Here is an 18,589-nt window from a genome sequence, read left to right on the forward strand (position 1 = left end):
CAGCGGGACCACGCCGGACCGCAGGGCGGCCTTGTCGCCGGCCAGCAGCGCGATGCCCGCGAAGCCGATCGCCAGGCCCGCCAGGCGCGTGCCCGAAGGCCGGTCGCCCAGCCACATCCAGGCCAGCAGCGCGCCGAACAGCGGCACCGTGGCGTTCAGGACGGCGGTGAGGCCGGTGGAGACGGACTGCAGCGCATACGAAAACAGCAGGAACGGCATCCCCGAATTCAGCACGCCGACGGTGAACAGCAGCAGCCAGCGGCCGCGCAGCGCCGCCGCGCTGGCGTTCCACAGCAACAGCGGCAGCAAGACAATCGCCGCGACCGCGAGCCGCACCGCGGCTGTGGCCACCGGGCCGAACTCCACCAGCGCCACCCGCATGAACAGGAAGGCTGCACCCCAGACGGCGGCGAGCACGATGAATTCCAAGGCATGGGCGCGTTGCATGGCGCGCAGTGTGTGCGAGGCGGGCCATGCGACTGATGCAAGTTTCGGCGCGTTTGCTTCTCGCACGGCATGAATGCCGGCGCGGGCGCATGTGCCTGCGGGCTCAGGCCACCACGTAGCGCAGCACCGCCAGGAAGTGGCAGCCACTCGCGCCCAGCACCAGCAGGTGCCACACGAAATGCGCGTAGCGGATGCGCTCGTCCAGGTGGAAGACGATGGCGCCCAGCGTGTACAGCACGCCGCCCGCCACGATCAGCGCGATGCCGTCGCCGGGCATCGCGTGCATCAGCGGCTCCAGGATGAACACGGCGAACCAGCCCAACCCCAGGTACATGCCGGTGGACAACACGGGATGCGTCAGGCGGTTGGCGCACTTGGCGACCGTGCCGACGGTGGCCACCAGCCACACCATTCCCAGGATCCAGTAGCCGCCCTGCTCGGCCAGGCTGCCCAGCATGAACGGCGTGTAAGTACCCGCGATGAACAGGAAGATGGCCGCGTGGTCCAGCCGCCGCAGCAGGTTCTTGGTGCTGCCTTGCGGCAGCCAGTGGTAGGCCGCCGACACCGAGAACAGCAGGATCATCGAGCCGCAGTACACGGCCGCCGCCACACCCTGCATCGGCCCGGCGCGCATCGCGTTGCCGATGAGCTGGGGACTGAAGACCGCGGCCAGCAGCGCGCCGATGCCATGGCTCAGCGCGTTGGCGGCTTCCTCACCGAAGGTCTGGGCTCTGGATGCGGTCTGGGACATGGCAATCTCCCTGTGTTGATTGCATGGTCTCAGTCCGCCGGGCGCCGGCGTGTCAGGAGGGTGAAACACACGGGGAAAGAAAAAAGGCGCTCCATCGAGCGCCTTTTTTCCTGCTGCCGTGTCAGCTTATTTCGCCACCACCCGCGCCATTTCCAGGCACTTGTTGGAGTAGCCCCACTCGTTGTCGTACCAGCTCACGAGTTTCACGAAGGTCGGGTCCAGGGCGATGCCGGCGTCGGCGTCGAAGATCGAGGTGCGCGCGTCGCCGCGGAAATCGGTGGCCACCACCTTGTGGTCGGTGTAGCCCAGGATGCCCTTGAGCGCGCCTTCGCTCTGCGCCTTCATCTCCGCGCAGATCTCGGCGTACGTGGCCGGCTTTTCCAGCTCGCAGGTCAGGTCGACCACCGACACGTCGGAAGTCGGCACGCGAAAGCTCATGCCGGTGAGCTTCTTGTTCAGCTCGGGAATCACCACGCCCACCGCCTTGGCCGCGCCGGTGGAACTGGGGATGATGTTCTCCAGGATGCCGCGGCCGCCGCGCCAGTCCTTGCTGGACGGGCCGTCCACCGTCTTCTGGGTGGCGGTTGTGGCGTGCACCGTGGTCATCAGGCCGCGCTTGATGCCCCACTTGTCGTGCATCACCTTGACCAGCACCGCCAGGCAGTTGGTGGTGCACGAGGCGTTGGAGATGATGGCCTCGCCGTTGTACTTGGCGTGGTTCACGCCGTACACGAACATCGGCGTGTCGTCCTTGGACGGCGCAGACAGGATCACCTTCTTGGCGCCCGCGTCGATGTGCTTCTGGCCGCCTTCCTTGGTCAGGAAGATGCCGGTGGATTCGATCACCACCTCGGCGCCGATGTCGCCCCACTTCAGCGCCGCCGGGTCCTTCTCGGCCGTGAGGCGGATCTTCTTGCCGTTGACGATCAGCGTGTTGCCGTCCACCGCGACCTCACCCTGGAAGCGGCCGTGCACCGAGTCGTACTGCAGCATGTAGGCCAGGTAGTCGGGCTCGAGCAGGTCGTTGATGCCGACGATCTCGATGTCCGGGAAGTTTTGCACCGCCGAACGCAGCACGTTGCGGCCGATGCGGCCAAAACCGTTGATGCCGATCCTGAGGGTCATGGTGTTCTCCAGAAAGTTAAAGGCCTTTGCGCGCGAGCACGGCACGGACGGTGTCCGCGACGTTCTCCGGCGTGAATCCGAAATGCTTGAACAGCACCGGCGCGGGCGCCGATTCGCCGTAGCTGTCGATGCCGACCACGGCGGCGCAGCCGTATTTCCACCAGAAGCCGGTGACGCCGGCTTCCACCGCGATGCGCGGCACGCCGGCCGGCAGCACGGCATGCTTGTAGTCCGCATCCTGGCGGTCGAAGGTGCTGGTGCTGGGCATGGACACCACGCGCACCGCGACGCCGTCCTGCGCCAGCAGTTCCTGCGCCTTGAGCGCCAGCTGCACTTCCGAGCCGGTGGCCAGGATGACGGCGCGCGCGCCGGCCGGGTCGTTCAGCACGTAGCCGCCGCGCGCGATGTCCTGCGGCGCGCGCTTGGGCGCGTAGGGCAGGTTCTGCCGCGACAGCAGCAGCGCGGTGGGCCGGTCGGTGTTGGCGAGCGCGGTGGTCCAGGACACCGCCGTTTCGGCGGTGTCGCAGGGACGCCAGACGTCCAGGTTGGGGATCAGCCGCAGGCTGGAGGCGTGCTCGATCGACTGGTGCGTGGGGCCGTCTTCGCCCAGGCCGATGGAGTCGTGCGTGAACACGTGCACCACGCGCTGCTTCATCAGCGCGGCCATGCGGATGGCGTTGCGGCTGTAGTCGCTGAAGGTGAGGAAAGTGCCGCCGTACGGGATGTAGCCGCCGTGCAGGGCGATGCCGTTCATGATGGCCGCCATGCCGAACTCGCGCACGCCGTAGTTGATGTGGCGGCCGATCTCGCCGTCTTCCGTCTTCACCACGTCGCCGGCAGTGTCGAAGCGCAGCGGCGGCGTGCTCTTGGTGTTGGTGAGGTTGGAGCCGGTCAGGTCGGCCGAACCGCCCAGCAGCTCGGGCAACGCGGCGGTGAGTGCTTCCAGCGCGATCTGCGAGGCCTTGCGCGAGGCAACGGTTTCGGCCTTGGTGTTGGTGGCGGCCAGGGTGTCGCTGGCCAGCTGCGCGAAGTTCGCGGGCAGCTCGCCCTTCATGCGGCGCTCGAATTCGGCGGCCAGTTCCGGATGCGCCGCGCGGTACGCAGCGAAGCGGCGGTCCCACTCGGCCTGCGCGGCCTGGCCCTTTTCGCGCGCATCCCACTCCTGGTACACGGCTTCGGGCAGCTCGAACGGTTCATGCGTCCAGCCGATGGCGCTGCGCGTCAGCGCGATCTCGTCGGCGCCCAGCGGCTCGCCGTGCGCCTTGGCGGTGTCGGCGCGGTTGGGCGAGCCCTTGCCGATGTGCGTCTTGGCGATCACCAGCGTCGGCTTGTCGGCGCTGTGGCGCGCCGTGGCGATGGCGCGGCTGACCGCTTCCACGTCGTGGCCGTCCACCGGGCCCAGCACGTTCCAGCCATAGGCCTTGAAGCGACCAGCGGTGTCGTCGATGAACCAGGGCGTGACCTGGCCGTCGATGGAGATGCCGTTGTCGTCGTACACCGCCACCAGCTTGCTGAGCTTCCAGGCGCCGGCCAGCGCGCAGGCCTCGTGGCTGATGCCTTCCATCAGGCAGCCGTCGCCCAGGAACGCGTAGGTGTGGTGGTCGACCACGGTGTGGCCGTCGCGGTTGAACTCGGCGGCCATCAGCTTTTCGGCCAATGCCATGCCCACGGCGTTGGTGATGCCCTGGCCCAGCGGGCCGGTGGTGGTTTCCACGCCGGGCGTGATGCCGACTTCGGGATGGCCCGCCGTCTTGCTGTGCAGCTGTCGGAAATTCCTCAGCTCGGCCAGGGGCAGGTCATAGCCGGTCAGGTGCAGCAGCGCATAGATGAGCATCGACGCGTGGCCGTTGGACAGCACGAAGCGGTCGCGGTCGGCCCAGTGCGGATTGGCCGGGTTGTGCTTGAGGTGGCGGCTCCACAGCGCCACGGCGATGTCCGCCATGCCCATGGGGGCGCCCGGATGCCCGGAATTGGCTTGTTGCACGGCGTCCATGGCGAGCGCGCGGATCGCGTTCGCCATCAATGAATCGTTGGCCATCAGTGGGCAGCTCCGGGGGGATCAGGGGAAACCCTGGATTTTATCCGCTCGTGACGCCGTCGCGGGTCAGCCGGCACCGATGACCATGGCTTGCACTAAAGTCGGGGCATGCAAGGCCTGCACCTCACAGCCGACCTGTACCGCTGCCGCTGCGACGCGGCATGGCTCACCGACGCCGGCAAACTGGGCGCCTGGTGCGTGCAGGCGGTGCGTGCGGCCGGGCTGCAGGCGGTGGACGAGCTGTTCCATACCTTTCCCGCGACGCCGCGCGGCCCCGGCGGCGTGACCGCCACCGTGCTGCTGGCCGAATCGCACGTGTGCCTGCACACCTGGCCCGAACAAAAAGGCGTGACCTGCGACGTCTACGTCTGCAATTTCAGCGGCGACCACACGGCCAAGGCGCGCGCGCTGATGGACGTCCTGATCGCCCGCTTCGCGCCCGAATGGACCGAGCAGCGCTCGCTCGACCGCGGAGAAGAACAGTGACGCCGACCCCGGCGATGGCCGAGGCCATGATCCTGGCGGCCGGCCGCGGCGAGCGCATGCGGCCGCTGACCGACACCTGCCCCAAGCCGCTGCTGGAAGTGCGCGGCAAGCCGCTGATGCTCTACCACATGGAGGCGCTGGGCCGCGCCGGCCTGCGCGACGTCGTCATCAACACCGCTTGGCTGGGCGAGCAGATCGAGCAGCGCTTCGGCGCCCAGCCGTCGTGGACCGGCGCCGCGCCCGTGCAAGACGGCGACCGCCTGCGGATCCGCTACTCGCACGAGGGCCTGGACTTCGGCGGCGCGCTGGAAACGGCGGGCGGCATCTTGCGGGCGCTGCCGCTGCTGGACGACTGTTTCTGGCTGGTCGGCGGCGACGTGCATGTGCCGCACTTCGCCTTCTCGCGCGATGCGCTGCTGCGTTTCGCTGGCGGCGGCATGCTGGCGCACCTGGTGCTGGTGCCCAACCCCGAGCACAACCCGAAAGGCGACTTCGGCCTGGGCGCCGACGGCATGGTGCGCAGCCAGGCCGAGGTGCGCCACACCTATTCCACCATCGCCATCCTGCGGCAGGCGCTGTTCGACGGCCTGGCCCACGGCAACCCGCAAGGGCAGAAGGCGACGCTCGCGCCGTTGCTGCGCGCCGCCATGGACCGCCAGCTGGTCACGGGCGAGCTCTACACCGGCCCCTGGGCCGACATCGGCACGCCCGCGCGGCTGGCCGCCATCAACGCGGCGGCCGAAAGCGCCGCCACCGCCGCCCCATGAGGCCGGAGAACCACGCATGAACACCAACGTCCCCGCATCGCTGTACGCGCAGCGCCGCGCCCGCCTGGCCAGGCAGCTGGGCCCGAACGGCATCGCCGTGCTGCCCACGGCGCCGGAGCAGCAACGCAACCGCGACTCCGATTTCCTGTTTCGCCACGACAGCTACTTCTACTACCTCACCGGCTTCACCGAGCCGAACGCCTGGCTGGTGGTGGCCGGCGACGGCTCGAGCACGCTGTTTTGCCAGCCCAAGGACATGGAGCGCGAGATCTGGGACGGCCTGCGCCTGGGCGCGGAAGCGGCGCCGGCGGCGCTGGGCGTGGACGCGGCCCATTCCATCGCCGACCTCGACGCGCGGCTGCCGCGCCTGCTGGAGAACCGCGACACCGTGTGGTTCCCGTTCGCCACGCACGACGGGCTGGAACAGCGCGTGGCCGGCTGGCTGGGCAAGGTGCGCGCGCGCGTGCGCTACGGCGCGCTGTGCCCCGGGCAGCAGCACGACCTGTGCGCGCTGCTCGACGAGATGCGGCTGTTCAAGGACGACAAGGAGCAGGACCTCATGCGCCGCGCCGCCGCCATCAGCGCGCGCGCGCATGTGCGCACCATGCAAGCCTGCGCACGCATGGTGCGCGAGGGCAAGGACGTGCGCGAGCACCACCTTGACGCCGAGCTGATGCACGAGTTCCGCGCCGCCGGCTCGCAGTACCCGGCCTATGCATCCATCGTGGCGTCGGGCCCGAACGCCTGCGTGCTGCACTACCGCGCTGACGCGGCCCCCGTGCGCGCGGGCGAGCTGGTGCTGATCGACGCCGGCTGCGAACTCGACGGCTATGCCAGCGACATCACCCGTACCTTCCCGGCCAACGGCAAGTTCACCGGCCCGCAGCGCGAGCTGTACGACCTGGTGCTGGCCTCGCAAAGCGCGGCCGTCGCCGCGACGAAGCCGGGCGCGCGCTTCACCGACCCGCACGAGGCGGTGGTGAAGGTGCTGGCCCAGGGCATGCTGGACACCGGCCTGCTGGACAGGAACAAGGCCGGCACGCTGGACGACGTGATCGAGACGCGCGCGTATTTCCAGTTCTACATGCACCGCACCGGCCACTGGCTGGGCATGGACGTGCACGACTGCGGCAGCTACGTGGAGCCGGGCGACACCAGCGCGCCGAGCGAGCGCAAGGACCCGCTTTCCAACGAAACCATCACGAACCGCCCGAGCCGCATCCTGCGCCCCGGCATGGTGCTGACCATCGAACCCGGCATCTACGTGCGCCCGGCCGAAGGCGTGCCGGAGCGTTACCACAACATCGGCATCCGCATCGAGGACGACGCGATCGTCAACGATGGCGGCTGCGAGCTGATTACGCGCGGCGTGCCCGTAGAGGGCGGCGAAATCGAGGCGCTGATGCGCGGGTGATCCGCGCATCGGCCCCAGATCGCGCGCAATGAAATGCAGCGCGATCTCCCGTGTGAAGAGGAACCGGCTTTGCCGGGCCTCTTCGCACTGACCAAACAACTTTGAAATCGCGCAGCGATTTCAAAGTTAACCCTCCGCGAAGCCCAGCACCTTGTCCACCCAGCGTGGCCGCAGCACCGTGTGCAGGTGCATCTGCCCGGCCACCACCGAGGCGATCAGGCGCGGGCCGCCGTGCTGCGCGTCGACGGCGTCGAACAGGAACATCAGGTCGGCCAGGCGGGTGGCGCGGCGGAAATTCTCCAGGGCGCGCGGATAGCGCTCCAGCACCTTGTGCGAAGCCACCGGCGCGCCGCCTTCGCGCTCGCGCTGGCTGATGCGCTGCAGCAGCTTGCGTGGCTCGTCCAGCCCCAGCGCGTACAGCACCACCTCGTAGCCGAGCGAGCGCGCCTGCGCGATCAGCGCCACGCGCGAAGGATGGGAGAACACGGTTTCGCTGACGAAGGACGTGCCCTCGCGCAGCAGTTCCTGCCGGCGCTCGTCGGTCCAGGTCTGCGCGGCCAGGGTGCGCTCGTCGAGGTCGTCGATGTGCTGCAGGCGTTCGGCCGCGTACTGCTGCGCGGAGACGAAAGGCAGCGTCGGGTGGCGTGGGGCGATCAGGTACTCGTACAGCGTGGACTTGCCCACGCCGTTCGGGCCCGCGACCAGGTGCAGGACAGGCATGACGCGCGGCGGTGGGGCTCAGGCGGCCTTGCGGCCCTTGCCGCTGCGTGCGGTCTTGCTCTTGTTGCGCGTGACGGCGTCCTGCGCGCGGTCCGCCAGCGCGCCCGATTTGGCCAGCGCCAGCACGTGGCCGTGCAGGTCGTCCAGCTCGGGCGAGGTCGGCAGCACCGGTGGCGAGGTGGTGTAGGCGGCGCGCTCCTGGCGCGCGATCAGCGCCTGGCTGTCGGAAGTGGTGAGGCCGGCGTGTTCCAGCGCACGCCCGAGCGTGGCCCAGTATTCGATCTGGCTGGCGACCGAGCGGCGCATGGTCTGCGCGGACTCGCGTGCCTGGCCCACCAGCGCGGCGGGCAATTTCACCGAGACGAACGGCGGAACGTCGGACATGGGCTTTCCTCCCTTTTGGCGCATTTTGCGCCAAAAGGCGCCAGTCGGTCAAATGGTGCCGCGCTGCCTCGCGTGCAGGCCGGCGCGGTGCCCGAGCGTGAAGGCCTCCTCGAAGACCGAGTAGCCGGCCCAGTCCGCGTGCGCGAAGCCGAGGCGCCCCGCCGCGGGCGGTGCACCGGCGGTGGCGAACGTGCCCGGCCGCGGAATGGCCATCGCATGGCCGTAGCGCGCGATCTCGATGCGCGTGCACTTGGCGGCGACGTCGGGGTGCGGCACCGACAGCTCCGCGAGGCCAGCGTCGCGCCACGCCGTCCACGGGCGCTGCAGCAGCGCGCCGCGCTGCGCCTCGCCGGGCGCCATGTACCAGCTCAGCACCGTGGGGCCGGGGCGCGGGTCCAGGCTCTGGTGCGTGGCCACCACGTAGCCCAGGCCGGGCGCGCCATGGATCACGTTGTCCCAGGACAGCGCGGCGCCGGGCCGGTCGTCCAGCGGCGCGCGCAGGTGCAGGTTGGCCACCAGCCAGGGCGCGTAGCGGCAATGCGCCGCGCGCCGCTGCAGGATCGCCGGCGGGTTCTCCACCACGCGCGCGGCCACGAACACCGGCAGCGCGACGATGCAGTGCGCGGCCTGCCAGCGCTCGTGCGTGCGCGCCGCGCAGTCGAAGGCGTCGACCTCCACGCCGCTGCGCGTCTGCGCGATGCGGCGCACCAGCCGCGCGGGGCGAAAACGCTCCTTCAGCGGCGCGGCCAGGGCGCGGCTGAGAAAGCCGTTGCCTTCCGGCCAGGTGAACACCGCATCGCGCTCCCCGTCGCCGGCGCCCTCGCCCGGCACGTGGAAGCCGTGGCGCGCGGCGAAGTAATGCAGGCCGGCCCAGGCCGACACAGCGTCCAGGCCGGCGCCGTAGTCGTCGCGGCAGCAGTAGTCCAGGTACCAGCGCAGCTGCGCGTCGTCCAGGCCGTTGCGGGACAGCCAGGCGGCGAACGTGAGCGTGTCGAGTTGCAGGTGTTCGGGCAGCCAGGGATGCACCGACGCCGGAATGGCGAAGCGCGTGCGGCCGCGCAACTCGTCCACCAGCTGCGCGAAGCGGCGGTACTGCGCCAGCGTCGCCGCGCCGACGTCGTCCATCGGCAGCAGCCCGTCCTGCCAGCGCCCGCGGAAGAACAGGCGCTCCTGCGGGTTGTGGCACAGGTGGCGTTCGTCGTTGATCCAGCGCCCCGCGACGCGCTTGCGCAGGCCCAGTTCCTCCAGCAGCGCCTGCACCTCGGGCGCGTCGTCGCCTGGGGCCGGCAGGTAGTGCGCGCCCAGCGGGCAGGCGATGCCTGCGACGCTGCCGCCGCGGCTGTTGCCGCCGGGCGCGTCTTCCACGTCCAGCACCACGAAATCCTCGATGCCGCGCTGGCGCAGGGCACGCGCCGCGGCCAGTCCGGCGATGCCGCCACCGGCGATCACGACCTGCGTGCGCCTGACGACCGACGGCGTGCCCGCCGGTAGGCCGTCGCGCAGCAGGTGCCCGCGCTCGGGCGATGCGCCCGTGAAACCGCCGGTGATCTCGGGCACGCGGTTGCAGCCCGCCAGCACCGCCGCACCTGCGGCCAGCAGCGCGCGTCTGGTGTTCATCGCGCGGCGCTCACGGATGCACCTTGCCCCACTCGCGCTCGTAGGTGGTCACCAGCACCTGGTTGGACAGCCGGTTCACTTCCGCCGGCACGCGCGCCATGTCGCGCGGAAACTCGAACAGCTGCGGCAGGCTGCGCGCATCGAGAAAGCGCAGGCCCTCGGGCAGCGCCTGCGGCCAGCGCATGGGACGGCGGCTGGCGATCACGTAGCCCCATTCGCCAAAGCTGGGCACGTGCGCGTGGTACGGCGCGGTGGTGAAGCCCACCGATTCCACGGTGGCCGCCACCGTCCAGAAACTCTGCCGCGCGATCAGCGGCGAGGTGGTCTGGATCACCGCGTAGCCGGAGGCGGCGAGCCGCTGGTCCAGCAGCGAATAGAACGCGTTGGTGTAGAGCTTGCCGATGGAGAAGTTGGTTGGGTCGGGAAAGTCGACGATCACCACGTCGAAGGTGTCGCGGCTGTCCTCCAGCCAGCGGAAGGCGTCGGTGTTGACCACCTTCAACTTGGGCGAGTTCAGCGCGCCGGCGTTGAGCCGCACCAGCGCCGGGTGCGTGGAGAACAGGCGCGTCATGCGCGGGTCCAGCTCCACCAGCGTGATGCTCTCCACCGACGGCCAGCGCAGCACCTCGCGTGCGGCCATGCCGTCGCCGCCGCCCAGGATGGCGACCTTGCGCGGCGCGCCGTGCGCCGCCATCGCCGGATGCACCAATGCTTCGTGGTAGCGGTACTCGTCGCTCTCGGCGAACTGCAGGTTGCCATTAAGGAACAGGCGCAGGCCGCCGCGCCCCTGCGTGAGCACGATGCGCTGCCACGACGAGCTTTCGGCCAGCACCACCTTGTCCTGGTAGAAGCGGTCTTCGGCCAGGGTGGTGATCTGCTGCGCGCCGGCCCAGGCGGCCCCCAGCGCGGCCAGCGTCAGCACGCAGGCCACCGCGTGCGCATGCCAGCGCCGCAGCTCATGGCGGAACAGCCACAGCGCCCACAGCGCCACGGCGGCATTCATCAGGCCGAACAGCAGGCCGGTGCGGATCAGGCCCAGCTGCGGCACCAGCACCAGCGGGAACGCGATGGACACGGCCAGCGCGCCGAGGTAGTCGAAGGTGAGCACCTGCGAGACCAGTTCGCGCAGCGCCACGTTGCGCTTGAGGATGCGCATCACCAGCGGGATCTCCAGCCCCACCAGGATGCCGACCAGCAGCACCAGCCCATAGAGCAGCGGCCGGAACGCCGCCGGCTGCCAGGCGTTGGCCAAAAACAGCAGCGCGGGCAGGCAGCCGCCCGTCAGCGCCACCAGCAGCTCGATGCGCAGGAAATGCGCGGGCAGCTGCCGCTCGAAAAAGCGCGACAGCCACGAACCCACGCCCATGGCGAACAGGTAAGTGCCGATGACGGTGGAGAACTGCAGGATCGAGTCGCCCAGCACGTACGAGGCGAGCGCGCCGGCCGCGAGCTCGTACACCAGCCCGCAGGCGGCGACGACGAACACCGAGGCAAGCAGCGCCACCTCGATCGCGCGGGGCCCGCCGTCGGATCCGTTCGGGCTGGGCACACTTCCGTTCGGGCTGGGCACACCTCCGTTCGGGCTGAGCCTGTCGAAGCCCCGCGCAGGCCCTTCGACAGGCTCAGGGCGAACGGTTGCCATCACCCGTGCACGGCCGCCGCCACGATGATGGAAATGCCCAGCGCCATCGCGCCGGCCACGATGGCCAGCGCGATGTTGTGCTTTTCCACGATCTCCTCCCACAGCTTGTAGGGCGTGATCTTGTCCAGGATGATGAAGCTGAGCCAGAACACCATTACGCCGACCAGCGCGTACAGGATGGAGCCGAAGAAGGCCGCGGGTTTCAACCAATCCAACATGATGAGGACCTCCAAAAAAGTTACTTGTGCCCGCCGCCGCTGGAGTAGCCGCCGAACGATCCGCCCGAGCTGCGGGAACCGCCGCCGGAGTTGTCGTCGCAGGCGCGCAGCAGCACGAACAGGATGAGAATGATGAAGAGGATCAGCATTAGCGTGCCGCAGCCGATGCCGCCGATGCGGCTGCCGCCCCCGCCGCTGGTGGGCCCGGCGTCGCCGCGCTTGAGAAGCTCGCGGCGCGCCTCCAGGCCGAACGCGGTGGCCACCAGTTCGCTGTCGATGCGGCTGCCCGAGGACCACACGCGTTCGCGCGGCGTTTCCTCCAGCGACAGCAGCGACTTGCCGCTGCCGAAATCCCGGTTGAAGGTTTTCTGGCCGCGCTGCACCGGCCAGTAGAACTCGCCCGCCACGTAGCCGGTTTCCGCTTCGTAGCTGTATTGCAGCTGGTAGGTGGTGCCCAGGTACTTGACCGACTTTCCGGTGTCCGAGAGCACCGGCGCGCCGGTGGTGGGCCTGACCACGCTCCAGCCTTCGCTGGAATCCACCAGGAACGCGAAGCCGCGCTTGCTGTTGTACAGCAGGTACTCTTCCCAGCCGAAGTGCTCGTCGTCGCCGGGCTCGTGCCCCATGCGGTGCTGGTAGCCCACCACCTGCCATTGCACGCCCTGCAGCTGCCCGGCGGCACCCAGCGCGATCAGCGGCTTCACCGGCTCGTCCTGCAGCGCGTGGCGCAGCTCGCCGCCCACGCCGCTGCTCAGGTCGATCAGGCTGTTGCAGGAGCGGCAGGTGATGCTCTTGCTGGCCTCCAGCTGCACCTGCACCGGCGCGCCGCACTGCGGGCAGGCGAACTGGCGGCCGGCGGATTCCTTTTCGCTCTCGCCGCGCAGGCCGGTCAGCTGCAGGCCGTCCAGCTGCACAGCGTGGCCGCGCGTCACCTGCGGCGGCTGCATGCCGTAGTCGATGGCCAGCACCTCGCCGTCGGCGCTGCGCAGCTCCACCATCGGGAAGGTCTGGTTCAGCGGCGGCAGCTTGGGCAGCTCGCCCTGGGCCGAGATCAGCGCGACGTCTTCGCTGGAGCTGACCGTGTAGCTGCGGCCGTCAATGGCGGTGACGTTGCCGATGCGCAGGTGCGCCGGATCGGGCAGGTCGCGGCCGGCCGGCGCCGGCCACGAGAACACGTAGGCGCCGTTGTCCTCGCCCAGGATGGCGGTGCTGGCGTCGTCGAACAGCGCGACCCATTCCGTCCAGACGCCGCTGCCGCCGCGGTACTGCAGCCGGCCGACCAGCGTGAAGGTTTTGTCCTGCCAGCGGCCGGCCGCCATCATCTGCAGCGGGCTGTAGTCCTCGAACAGCTCGGCCATCTTGCCGATGCGCGACAGCGTCTCGCCTTGCCGCACCACGGTGCTCTGGCAATAGCTGCACACCGCGAACGCGGACTGCGCGCTGCGGAATTCGACCGGCGCGCCGCACCCCGGACAGGGTGCGCGGTAGGTGCGTTGGGGGAGTGGCTTGGCCAAAGGCGCTGTGCAGAGTCCCGTTCGCCCTGAGCCTGTCGAAGGGCGCGTGCGCGCCGGGCTTCGACAGGCTCAGCCCGAACGGAGGCGGTTTAGATCAGCTTCTTCAGCAGCTCGGCCTTCTTTGCGTCGAACTCGTCCTGCGTGAGGATGCCCTTGGCCTTGAGCTCCCCCAGTTTTTCCAGCGTGTCCATCACGTCCTCGGGCCGGATCGCGGCCGTGGCCACCGGTGCGACGGGCGCAGCGGCGGCTCCAGCTCCCGGGTTCGCCCCGCCCTGCAGCCCCTGCTGCAGGTTCTGCGCCAGCACCTGGCCCATGGCGATGCCGGCGCCCAGGCCCATGGCGTCGCCGGCCACGCCGCCGCCGCCGGACGCCGCGCCCTTGGCCATCTCGGGAATCGCCTGCGCGGTCTGGTACTGCATGAACTTGCCCATGTCGTTGCCGACCATGCCCATGCCGATCTTCTGGTCCAGGACCTTCTGCAGCTCCTCGGGCAGCGACAGGTTCTGCAAGGTCATGCCTTCCAGCTTCAAGCCGATCGCGGCGAACGCCGGGTCGAGCTCCTTGCGCAGGACGTCGGCGAACGTGCCCTGGTTGGCCGCCAGGTCCAGGAACGGAATGCCGCTCTGCGCGATGGCGCCCGAGATGTGCTGCAGGATCATGCCGCGCAGCTGGCCGTCGAGTTCGCTGGTGGTGTAGATCTCGCGCGTGCCCGACACGCTGGTGTGGAACAGCTTCGGGTCGCCGACGCGGTAGGTGTAGTTGCCGAAGGCGCGCAGCCGCACCGCGCCGAAGTCCTTGTCGCGGATGGTGATCGGCTGCGGCGTGCCCCAGCGCTGGTCCACCTGCAGGCGCGTGCTGAAGAAATACACGTCGCTCTTGAACGGCGACTGGAACAGCTTGTCCCAGTTGCGCAGGTAGGTCAGCACCGGAATGGTCTGCGTGGTCAGCTTGTACATGCCGGGGCCGAACACGTCGGCCACCTGGCCTTCGTTGACGAACACCGCCATCTGCGACTCGCGCACCGTGAGCGAGGCGCCGTACTGGATCTCCATGTCCGCCATGGGAAAGCGCCAGGCGAGCGTGCCCTCGTCCGATTCCGTCCACTGGATGACGTCAATGAACTGCTTCTTGATGAAGTCCATCAGGCCCATGGCTGCTCCTAGGGGAGTGAAGAGTGCGGGGATGATACCGCCGGGCTGCGGCGGCACCGCCGCTTCGGTGTCACAGCGTGTGCATCACGCCAGGTTGCGCAGTTCTCGCAGCGCCACCGACAGCATCGCCAGGTCGCCGCCGCCCGGCGCGTCGCGCAGTTCGGCCAGCAGGCGCTGGGCGCGCTCGAACGCCTGGCCGTTGTCCTGCTGCCAGGCGTCCAGCACCTGGGCGGCGTCGCCGGTGTGGCGGCTCACCGCCTGCAGCGCGATGGAGCGCTGCAGGTCGTCCAGGTCGTCGGCCAGCGCCAGCTTGGCGAGCTGCTGCCAGTAGTTCTCCGACGCCAGCCCCTCGATCTGCCGCCGCAGCACCGGCAGGCCCAGGCGCTCGCCCACCGCCGCATGCACGCCCGCCACCTGGGCGACGTCGCGCGCGCCGGTGTCCGCGATCTCGGCGATGTCCAGGGCGCCGGCCAGCATGCCGGCGGCGTCCACCTGCAGCGCCAGCGCCTGCGGCACGCCGGCCGCGATCCAGGCGTCGGCGCGCTGCGAGCGCGCAGTCTGCGCCTCCCGCTGCGCGCGCAACACCTGCACGGCCGGCGCGAAGCGGCGCACCTGCCAGTCGGTGGGGTGTTCCCAGCGGCGCGCGCGCAGGAACCAGGCTGTGGCGCGCGCGATCAGCTCGCGCAGCGCCAGCACCATCTCGGCCTGCACCGCGTCGGGCACGCGGTTGTCCAGCGCCTCGATCTGCTGCCACAGCGGCACCAGGCCGAACACTTCGCGCGTGGCCAGGTAGGCGCGCACGATCTGCGGCGCCGAGGCCCCCGTGACTTCGCTCAGCCGGTGCGCGAAGGTCGGGCCGACCCGGTTCACCATGCTGTTCACCACATGCGTGGCGATGATTTCGCGCTTGAGCGGGTGGCGCGCGATCAGCTCGCCGAAGGTCTCGCGCAGCCGCGACGGGAAGTAGCGCTCCAGCGCGGTGGCAATCCACGGGTCCTCGGGCACGTCGGAGTCGATCAGCGCGTCGTTCAACCACATCTTTCCGTAGGCCAGCAGCACCGCCTGTTCCGGCGCCGTCAGGCCCAGGCTGTGCGTCTTGCGCTCGGCCAGCACCTCGTCGGACGGCAGGAACTCCACCGCGCGGTGCAGCAGGCCGGTCTTTTCCAGGTAGCGGATGAAGCGCGCCTGCTCGTCCAGCTGCTGCGCGGCCTGCCTGCGGCCGATGGACAGCGCCTGCGTCTGAAAATAGTTGTCGCGCAGCACCAGCGCCGCGACCTCGTCGGTCAGCAGCGGCAGGAAGGCGTTGCGCTCGGCTTCGGTCTGCCGGTTCTCGGATGCGGCGATGCCCAGCAGGATCTTGATGTTGACCTCGTGGTCCGAGGTGTCCACGCCGGCGGAGTTGTCGATCGCGTCGGTGTACAGGCGCACGCCGGCCAGCGCCGCCTCCACCCGGCCGCGCTGGGTGAAGCCCAGGTTGCCGCCTTCGCACACCACCTTGCAGCGCAGCTCGGCGCCGTCGATGCGCACCGCGTCGTTGGCGCGGTCGCCGACGTCGGCATGCGTTTCGCCGGCGGCTTTCACGTAGGTGCCGATGCCGCCGTTGTACAGAAGATCGACCGGCGCCTTCAGGATGGCCGAAACCAGCTCCGCCGGCGTCAGCGCTTCGGCCGCGATGCCCAGCGCGGCGCGCGCCTGCGGCGACACCGGAATCGATTTCTCCGAGCGCGCCCACACGCCGCCGCCTTCGGAGATCAGCTGCGCGTCGTAGTCGCCCCAGGACGAGCGCGGCAGGCGGAACAGCCGCTCGCGCTCGGGGAAAGTGCGCGCCGCATCGGGGTTCGGGTCGATGAAGATGTGGCGGTGGTCGAACGCGGCCACCAGCCGGACGTGCGGCGACAGCAGCATGCCGTTGCCGAACACGTCGCCCGACATGTCGCCGATGCCGGCCACGGTGAAGTCGGTGGCCTGCGTGTCGATGCCCATTTCGCGGAAGTGGCGCTTCACGCTTTCCCAGGCGCCGCGCGCTGTGATGCCCATGGCCTTGTGGTCGTAGCCCACGCTGCCGCCCGAGGCGAACGCGTCGCCCAGCCAATGGCCGTACTCCTTGCTGATCGCGTTGGCGAAGTCGGAGAAGGTCGCCGTGCCCTTGTCCGCCGCCACCACCAGATAGGGGTCGTCGCCGTCCACGCGCACCACCTGCGGCGGCACCAGGGTGCGGCCGGCCTGCAGGTTGTCGGTGAGGTCCAGCAGGCCGCGCAGGTAGTCCTGGTAGCAGGCGATGCCTTCCTTCATCCAGGCGTCGCGGTCGGTGGCCGGCGGTGCCTTCTTCAGCACGAAGCCGCCCTTGGAGCCGACCGGCACGATGACGGTGTTCTTCACCATCTGCGCCTTCACCAGGCCCAGCACCTCGGTGCGGAAATCGTCCGGCCGGTCAGACCAGCGCAGGCCGCCGCGCGCCACCTTGCCCCCGCGCAGGTGGATGCCCTCGAAGCGCGGCGAATAGACGAAGATTTCGTACAGCGGCACCGGCTGCGGCAGCCCCGGCACCTTGGCCGATTCCAGCTTGAAGCTCAGGAAGGCGCGGCGCGGGCCGGGGGCACCGGAGTGGCCCGGCCCGGTGCGCCAGAAGTTGGTGCGCAGGGTGGCGCCCACCAGCGCCAGCAGCTGGCGCAGCACGCGGTCTTCCTGCAGGTTGCTGACTTTTTCCAGCGCCTTCTCGATCGCGTTGACTTGCGCCTGCGCGCCGGCCGCGTCATTGCGATCGGGGTCGAAGCGCAGCTTGAACAGGCTCACCAGCATGCGCGCGATGCGCGGGTGCACCGACAGCGTGGCGGCGATGGTCGACTGCGCCTGCGCGAAGCCGATCTGCTTCAAGTACTTGGCATAGGCGCGCAGGATCACGATGTCCTCGGCCGCCAGGCCGGCGCGCAGCACCAGGCGGTTGAAGTCGTCGTTCTCCACCTCGCCGCGGAACACGCGCGCGAAGGCGTCCTCGAACAGGCGCGCCAGGGTCTGCGGCTCGATCTCGTCGGCCGGCTGCGCCTGCAGCGCGAAGTCGTGCAGCCACACCGTGGTGCTGCCGTCGCCGATGCGGTGGTTGGCCTCGCCCATCACCCGCACGCCCATGTGCTCCAGCATCGGCAGGCTGTCCGACAGCACCAGCGGCTCGCCCAGGCGCCAGACCTTCAGGCCCAGCTCGCCCGGCGTGCCGTTCGCGTACAGCGCCAGCCCAAGCGGCTGCTCGGGCGTGAGCGCGGCCAGCTTGCGGATGTCGGCCACGGCGTCGGCCGCGGCCACGCTTTCGCGGTACGAGCCCGGAAAGGAATCGGCCCAGCGCTTGAACAGCGACAGGCCCGTGGCTTCGCCTTCGGCGCGCAGCAGCGCTTCGCGCAGCGCGTCGTCCCAGCGGCGCGCCGCCGCGGCGAGCCGCCGCTCCAGGTCCTTGCGGTCGAACGCCGGCGCCTGGCCCGGCACGGTGCGCACGATGAAGTGGATGCGCGCCAGCGTGGTGCCCGACAGCAGCACGTCGAATTCCGCATTGCTGCCGTTGAGCGCCGCCATCAGGATGCGCTGGAACTTCACGCGCAGGTCGGTGGAATACACGTCGCGCGGCACGAACACCAGGCAGGAGACGAAACGCTGGAACGGGTCGCGCCAGGCGAACAGGCGCAGCCGCTGCCGCTCGCCCAGGCCCAGGATGCCCAGCGCGGTGTCGAACAGCTCGTTTTCGGGAACCTGGAACAGCTCGTCGCGCGGATAGGTTTCCAGGATGTGCTGCAGCGCCTTGGCCAGGTGGCCGCCGGGCGAGAAGCCGGCGCGCTGCACGATGGCGTCGATCTTGCCGCGCAAGAGCGGTGTCTCGCCGGCGCGCGCGCTGTAGGCGGTGGAGGTGAACAGGCCGATGAAGCGGTGCTCGCCGACCACTTCGCCCTGGGCGCCGTAGCGCTTCACGCCGATGTAGTCGGTGTAGCTGTCGCGGTGCACCGTGGCACGCGTGTTGGCCTTGGTGACGATCACGGGCGGCAGCGCGGCGCGCGCCAGCTCGCGCGCGGAGGCCGGCAGCGCGGCGAAGCTGGCCGACAGCGGCGCCGAGGCGTCTTCGCGCAGCAGGCCCAGGCCGCTGCCGGGCACCGGCCGCAGGCCCGGCTGGCCGGCGTCTTCCACCAGGTCGTGCTGGCGGTAGCCGAGCAGCGTGAAGTGGTCCTCCGACAGCCAGCGCAGGAAGGCCTGGCTTTCGCTCACGACGCCGGGCGGCACCGCCGCCGGCGCCTGGCCGAGTTCGTCGGCCGCCTGCGCCATGCGCTCGCGCATCGGC

Annotated in this window: 15 protein-coding genes; 3 read left to right on the top strand and 12 right to left on the bottom strand. The window is 69.8% G+C overall.

Going from position 1 to position 18,589, the window contains the following annotated elements; all coding sequences use genetic code 11:
- The 4 genes from H0U68_RS03035 to tkt all read right to left on the bottom strand — a co-directional run.
- Positions 1-447 (bottom strand): DMT family transporter (locus tag H0U68_RS03035; RefSeq protein WP_296352688.1); only part of this gene is annotated, 447 nt, incomplete at its 3' end.
- 103 nt (positions 448-550) lie between these two features.
- Positions 551-1,198, bottom strand: coding sequence for a hemolysin III family protein (locus H0U68_RS03040; RefSeq protein WP_296352689.1), 648 nt, complete (start codon positions 1,196-1,198; stop codon positions 551-553).
- A gap of 126 nt (positions 1,199-1,324) precedes the next feature.
- Positions 1,325-2,323, bottom strand: a complete 999-nt coding sequence (gene gap / locus H0U68_RS03045; protein ID WP_296352690.1) for a type I glyceraldehyde-3-phosphate dehydrogenase — start codon at positions 2,321-2,323, stop codon at positions 1,325-1,327.
- Between the two features lie 16 nt (positions 2,324-2,339).
- Complete coding sequence (tkt, locus tag H0U68_RS03050; protein WP_296352691.1) at positions 2,340-4,361, bottom strand: transketolase; 2,022 nt, start codon at positions 4,359-4,361, stop codon at positions 2,340-2,342.
- Positions 4,362-4,469: 108 nt separating this feature from the next.
- Between tkt and speD the strand changes: the two genes are divergently transcribed.
- From speD to H0U68_RS03065, 3 genes are read left to right on the top strand one after another with little or no spacing between them, the layout of a single operon-like run.
- Complete coding sequence (gene speD / locus H0U68_RS03055; RefSeq protein WP_296352692.1) at positions 4,470-4,847, top strand: adenosylmethionine decarboxylase; 378 nt, start codon at positions 4,470-4,472, stop codon at positions 4,845-4,847.
- 26 nt (positions 4,848-4,873) lie between these two features.
- Positions 4,874-5,614 carry a nucleotidyltransferase family protein gene (locus tag H0U68_RS03060; protein WP_296352701.1) on the top strand — a complete coding sequence of 247 codons (741 nt, stop codon included), beginning with the start codon at positions 4,874-4,876 and terminating at the stop codon, positions 5,612-5,614.
- A gap of 16 nt (positions 5,615-5,630) precedes the next feature.
- Positions 5,631-7,028: an aminopeptidase P N-terminal domain-containing protein gene (locus H0U68_RS03065; protein ID WP_296352693.1), complete on the top strand. Its 1,398-nt coding sequence runs from the start codon at positions 5,631-5,633 to the stop codon at positions 7,026-7,028.
- A 126-nt stretch (positions 7,029-7,154) separates the two neighbouring features.
- Here H0U68_RS03065 and H0U68_RS03070 read toward each other — a convergent pair whose 3' ends face one another.
- From H0U68_RS03070 to H0U68_RS03105, 8 genes are all read right to left on the bottom strand, one after another.
- Positions 7,155-7,748 (bottom strand): AAA family ATPase, encoded by a 594-nt coding sequence (locus H0U68_RS03070; RefSeq protein WP_296352694.1) that lies wholly within the window; start codon positions 7,746-7,748, stop codon positions 7,155-7,157.
- A gap of 18 nt (positions 7,749-7,766) precedes the next feature.
- Complete coding sequence (locus H0U68_RS03075) at positions 7,767-8,132, bottom strand: hypothetical protein (protein WP_296352695.1); 366 nt, start codon at positions 8,130-8,132, stop codon at positions 7,767-7,769.
- 48 nt (positions 8,133-8,180) lie between these two features.
- Positions 8,181-9,749 carry an FAD-dependent oxidoreductase gene (locus H0U68_RS03080; RefSeq protein ID WP_296352696.1) on the bottom strand — a complete coding sequence of 523 codons (1,569 nt, stop codon included), beginning with the start codon at positions 9,747-9,749 and terminating at the stop codon, positions 8,181-8,183.
- Between the two features lie 10 nt (positions 9,750-9,759).
- Positions 9,760-11,298 carry a polyamine aminopropyltransferase gene (locus H0U68_RS03085; RefSeq protein ID WP_296352697.1) on the bottom strand — a complete coding sequence of 513 codons (1,539 nt, stop codon included), beginning with the start codon at positions 11,296-11,298 and terminating at the stop codon, positions 9,760-9,762.
- 92 nt (positions 11,299-11,390) lie between these two features.
- Positions 11,391-11,612, bottom strand: a complete 222-nt coding sequence (locus H0U68_RS03090) for a DUF350 domain-containing protein (protein WP_296352702.1) — start codon at positions 11,610-11,612, stop codon at positions 11,391-11,393.
- A gap of 17 nt (positions 11,613-11,629) precedes the next feature.
- Positions 11,630-13,123, bottom strand: coding sequence for a DUF4178 domain-containing protein (locus tag H0U68_RS03095; protein ID WP_296352698.1), 1,494 nt, complete (start codon positions 13,121-13,123; stop codon positions 11,630-11,632).
- Positions 13,124-13,212: 89 nt separating this feature from the next.
- The gene (locus tag H0U68_RS03100; RefSeq protein ID WP_296352699.1) at positions 13,213-14,274 is read right to left on the bottom strand and encodes an SPFH domain-containing protein; all 1,062 of its coding nucleotides are present in this window, start codon (positions 14,272-14,274) and stop codon (positions 13,213-13,215) included.
- An 84-nt stretch (positions 14,275-14,358) separates the two neighbouring features.
- A partial coding sequence (locus H0U68_RS03105) for an NAD-glutamate dehydrogenase (protein WP_296352700.1) occupies positions 14,359-18,589 on the bottom strand: 4,231 nt, incomplete at its 5' end.

The organism is Ramlibacter sp. (assembly GCF_013697775.1).
Taxonomy (GTDB): domain Bacteria; phylum Pseudomonadota; class Gammaproteobacteria; order Burkholderiales; family Burkholderiaceae_C; genus Ramlibacter.

What these genes read in the sequence shown, in the direction of transcription:
- H0U68_RS03040 (WP_296352689.1), bottom strand. Translation starts at nt 1,198, where the DNA reads ATGTCCCAGACCGCATCCAGAGCCCAGACCTTCGGTGAGGAAGCCGCC.
- gap (WP_296352690.1), bottom strand. Translation starts at nt 2,323, where the DNA reads ATGACCCTCAGGATCGGCATCAACGGTTTTGGCCGCATCGGCCGCAAC.
- tkt (WP_296352691.1), bottom strand. Translation starts at nt 4,361, where the DNA reads ATGGCCAACGATTCATTGATGGCGAACGCGATCCGCGCGCTCGCCATG.
- speD (WP_296352692.1), top strand. Translation starts at nt 4,470, where the DNA reads ATGCAAGGCCTGCACCTCACAGCCGACCTGTACCGCTGCCGCTGCGAC.
- H0U68_RS03060 (WP_296352701.1), top strand. Translation starts at nt 4,874, where the DNA reads ATGATCCTGGCGGCCGGCCGCGGCGAGCGCATGCGGCCGCTGACCGAC.
- H0U68_RS03065 (WP_296352693.1), top strand. Translation starts at nt 5,631, where the DNA reads ATGAACACCAACGTCCCCGCATCGCTGTACGCGCAGCGCCGCGCCCGC.
- H0U68_RS03070 (WP_296352694.1), bottom strand. Translation starts at nt 7,748, where the DNA reads ATGCCTGTCCTGCACCTGGTCGCGGGCCCGAACGGCGTGGGCAAGTCC.
- H0U68_RS03075 (WP_296352695.1), bottom strand. Translation starts at nt 8,132, where the DNA reads ATGTCCGACGTTCCGCCGTTCGTCTCGGTGAAATTGCCCGCCGCGCTG.
- H0U68_RS03080 (WP_296352696.1), bottom strand. Translation starts at nt 9,749, where the DNA reads ATGAACACCAGACGCGCGCTGCTGGCCGCAGGTGCGGCGGTGCTGGCG.
- H0U68_RS03100 (WP_296352699.1), bottom strand. Translation starts at nt 14,274, where the DNA reads ATGGGCCTGATGGACTTCATCAAGAAGCAGTTCATTGACGTCATCCAG.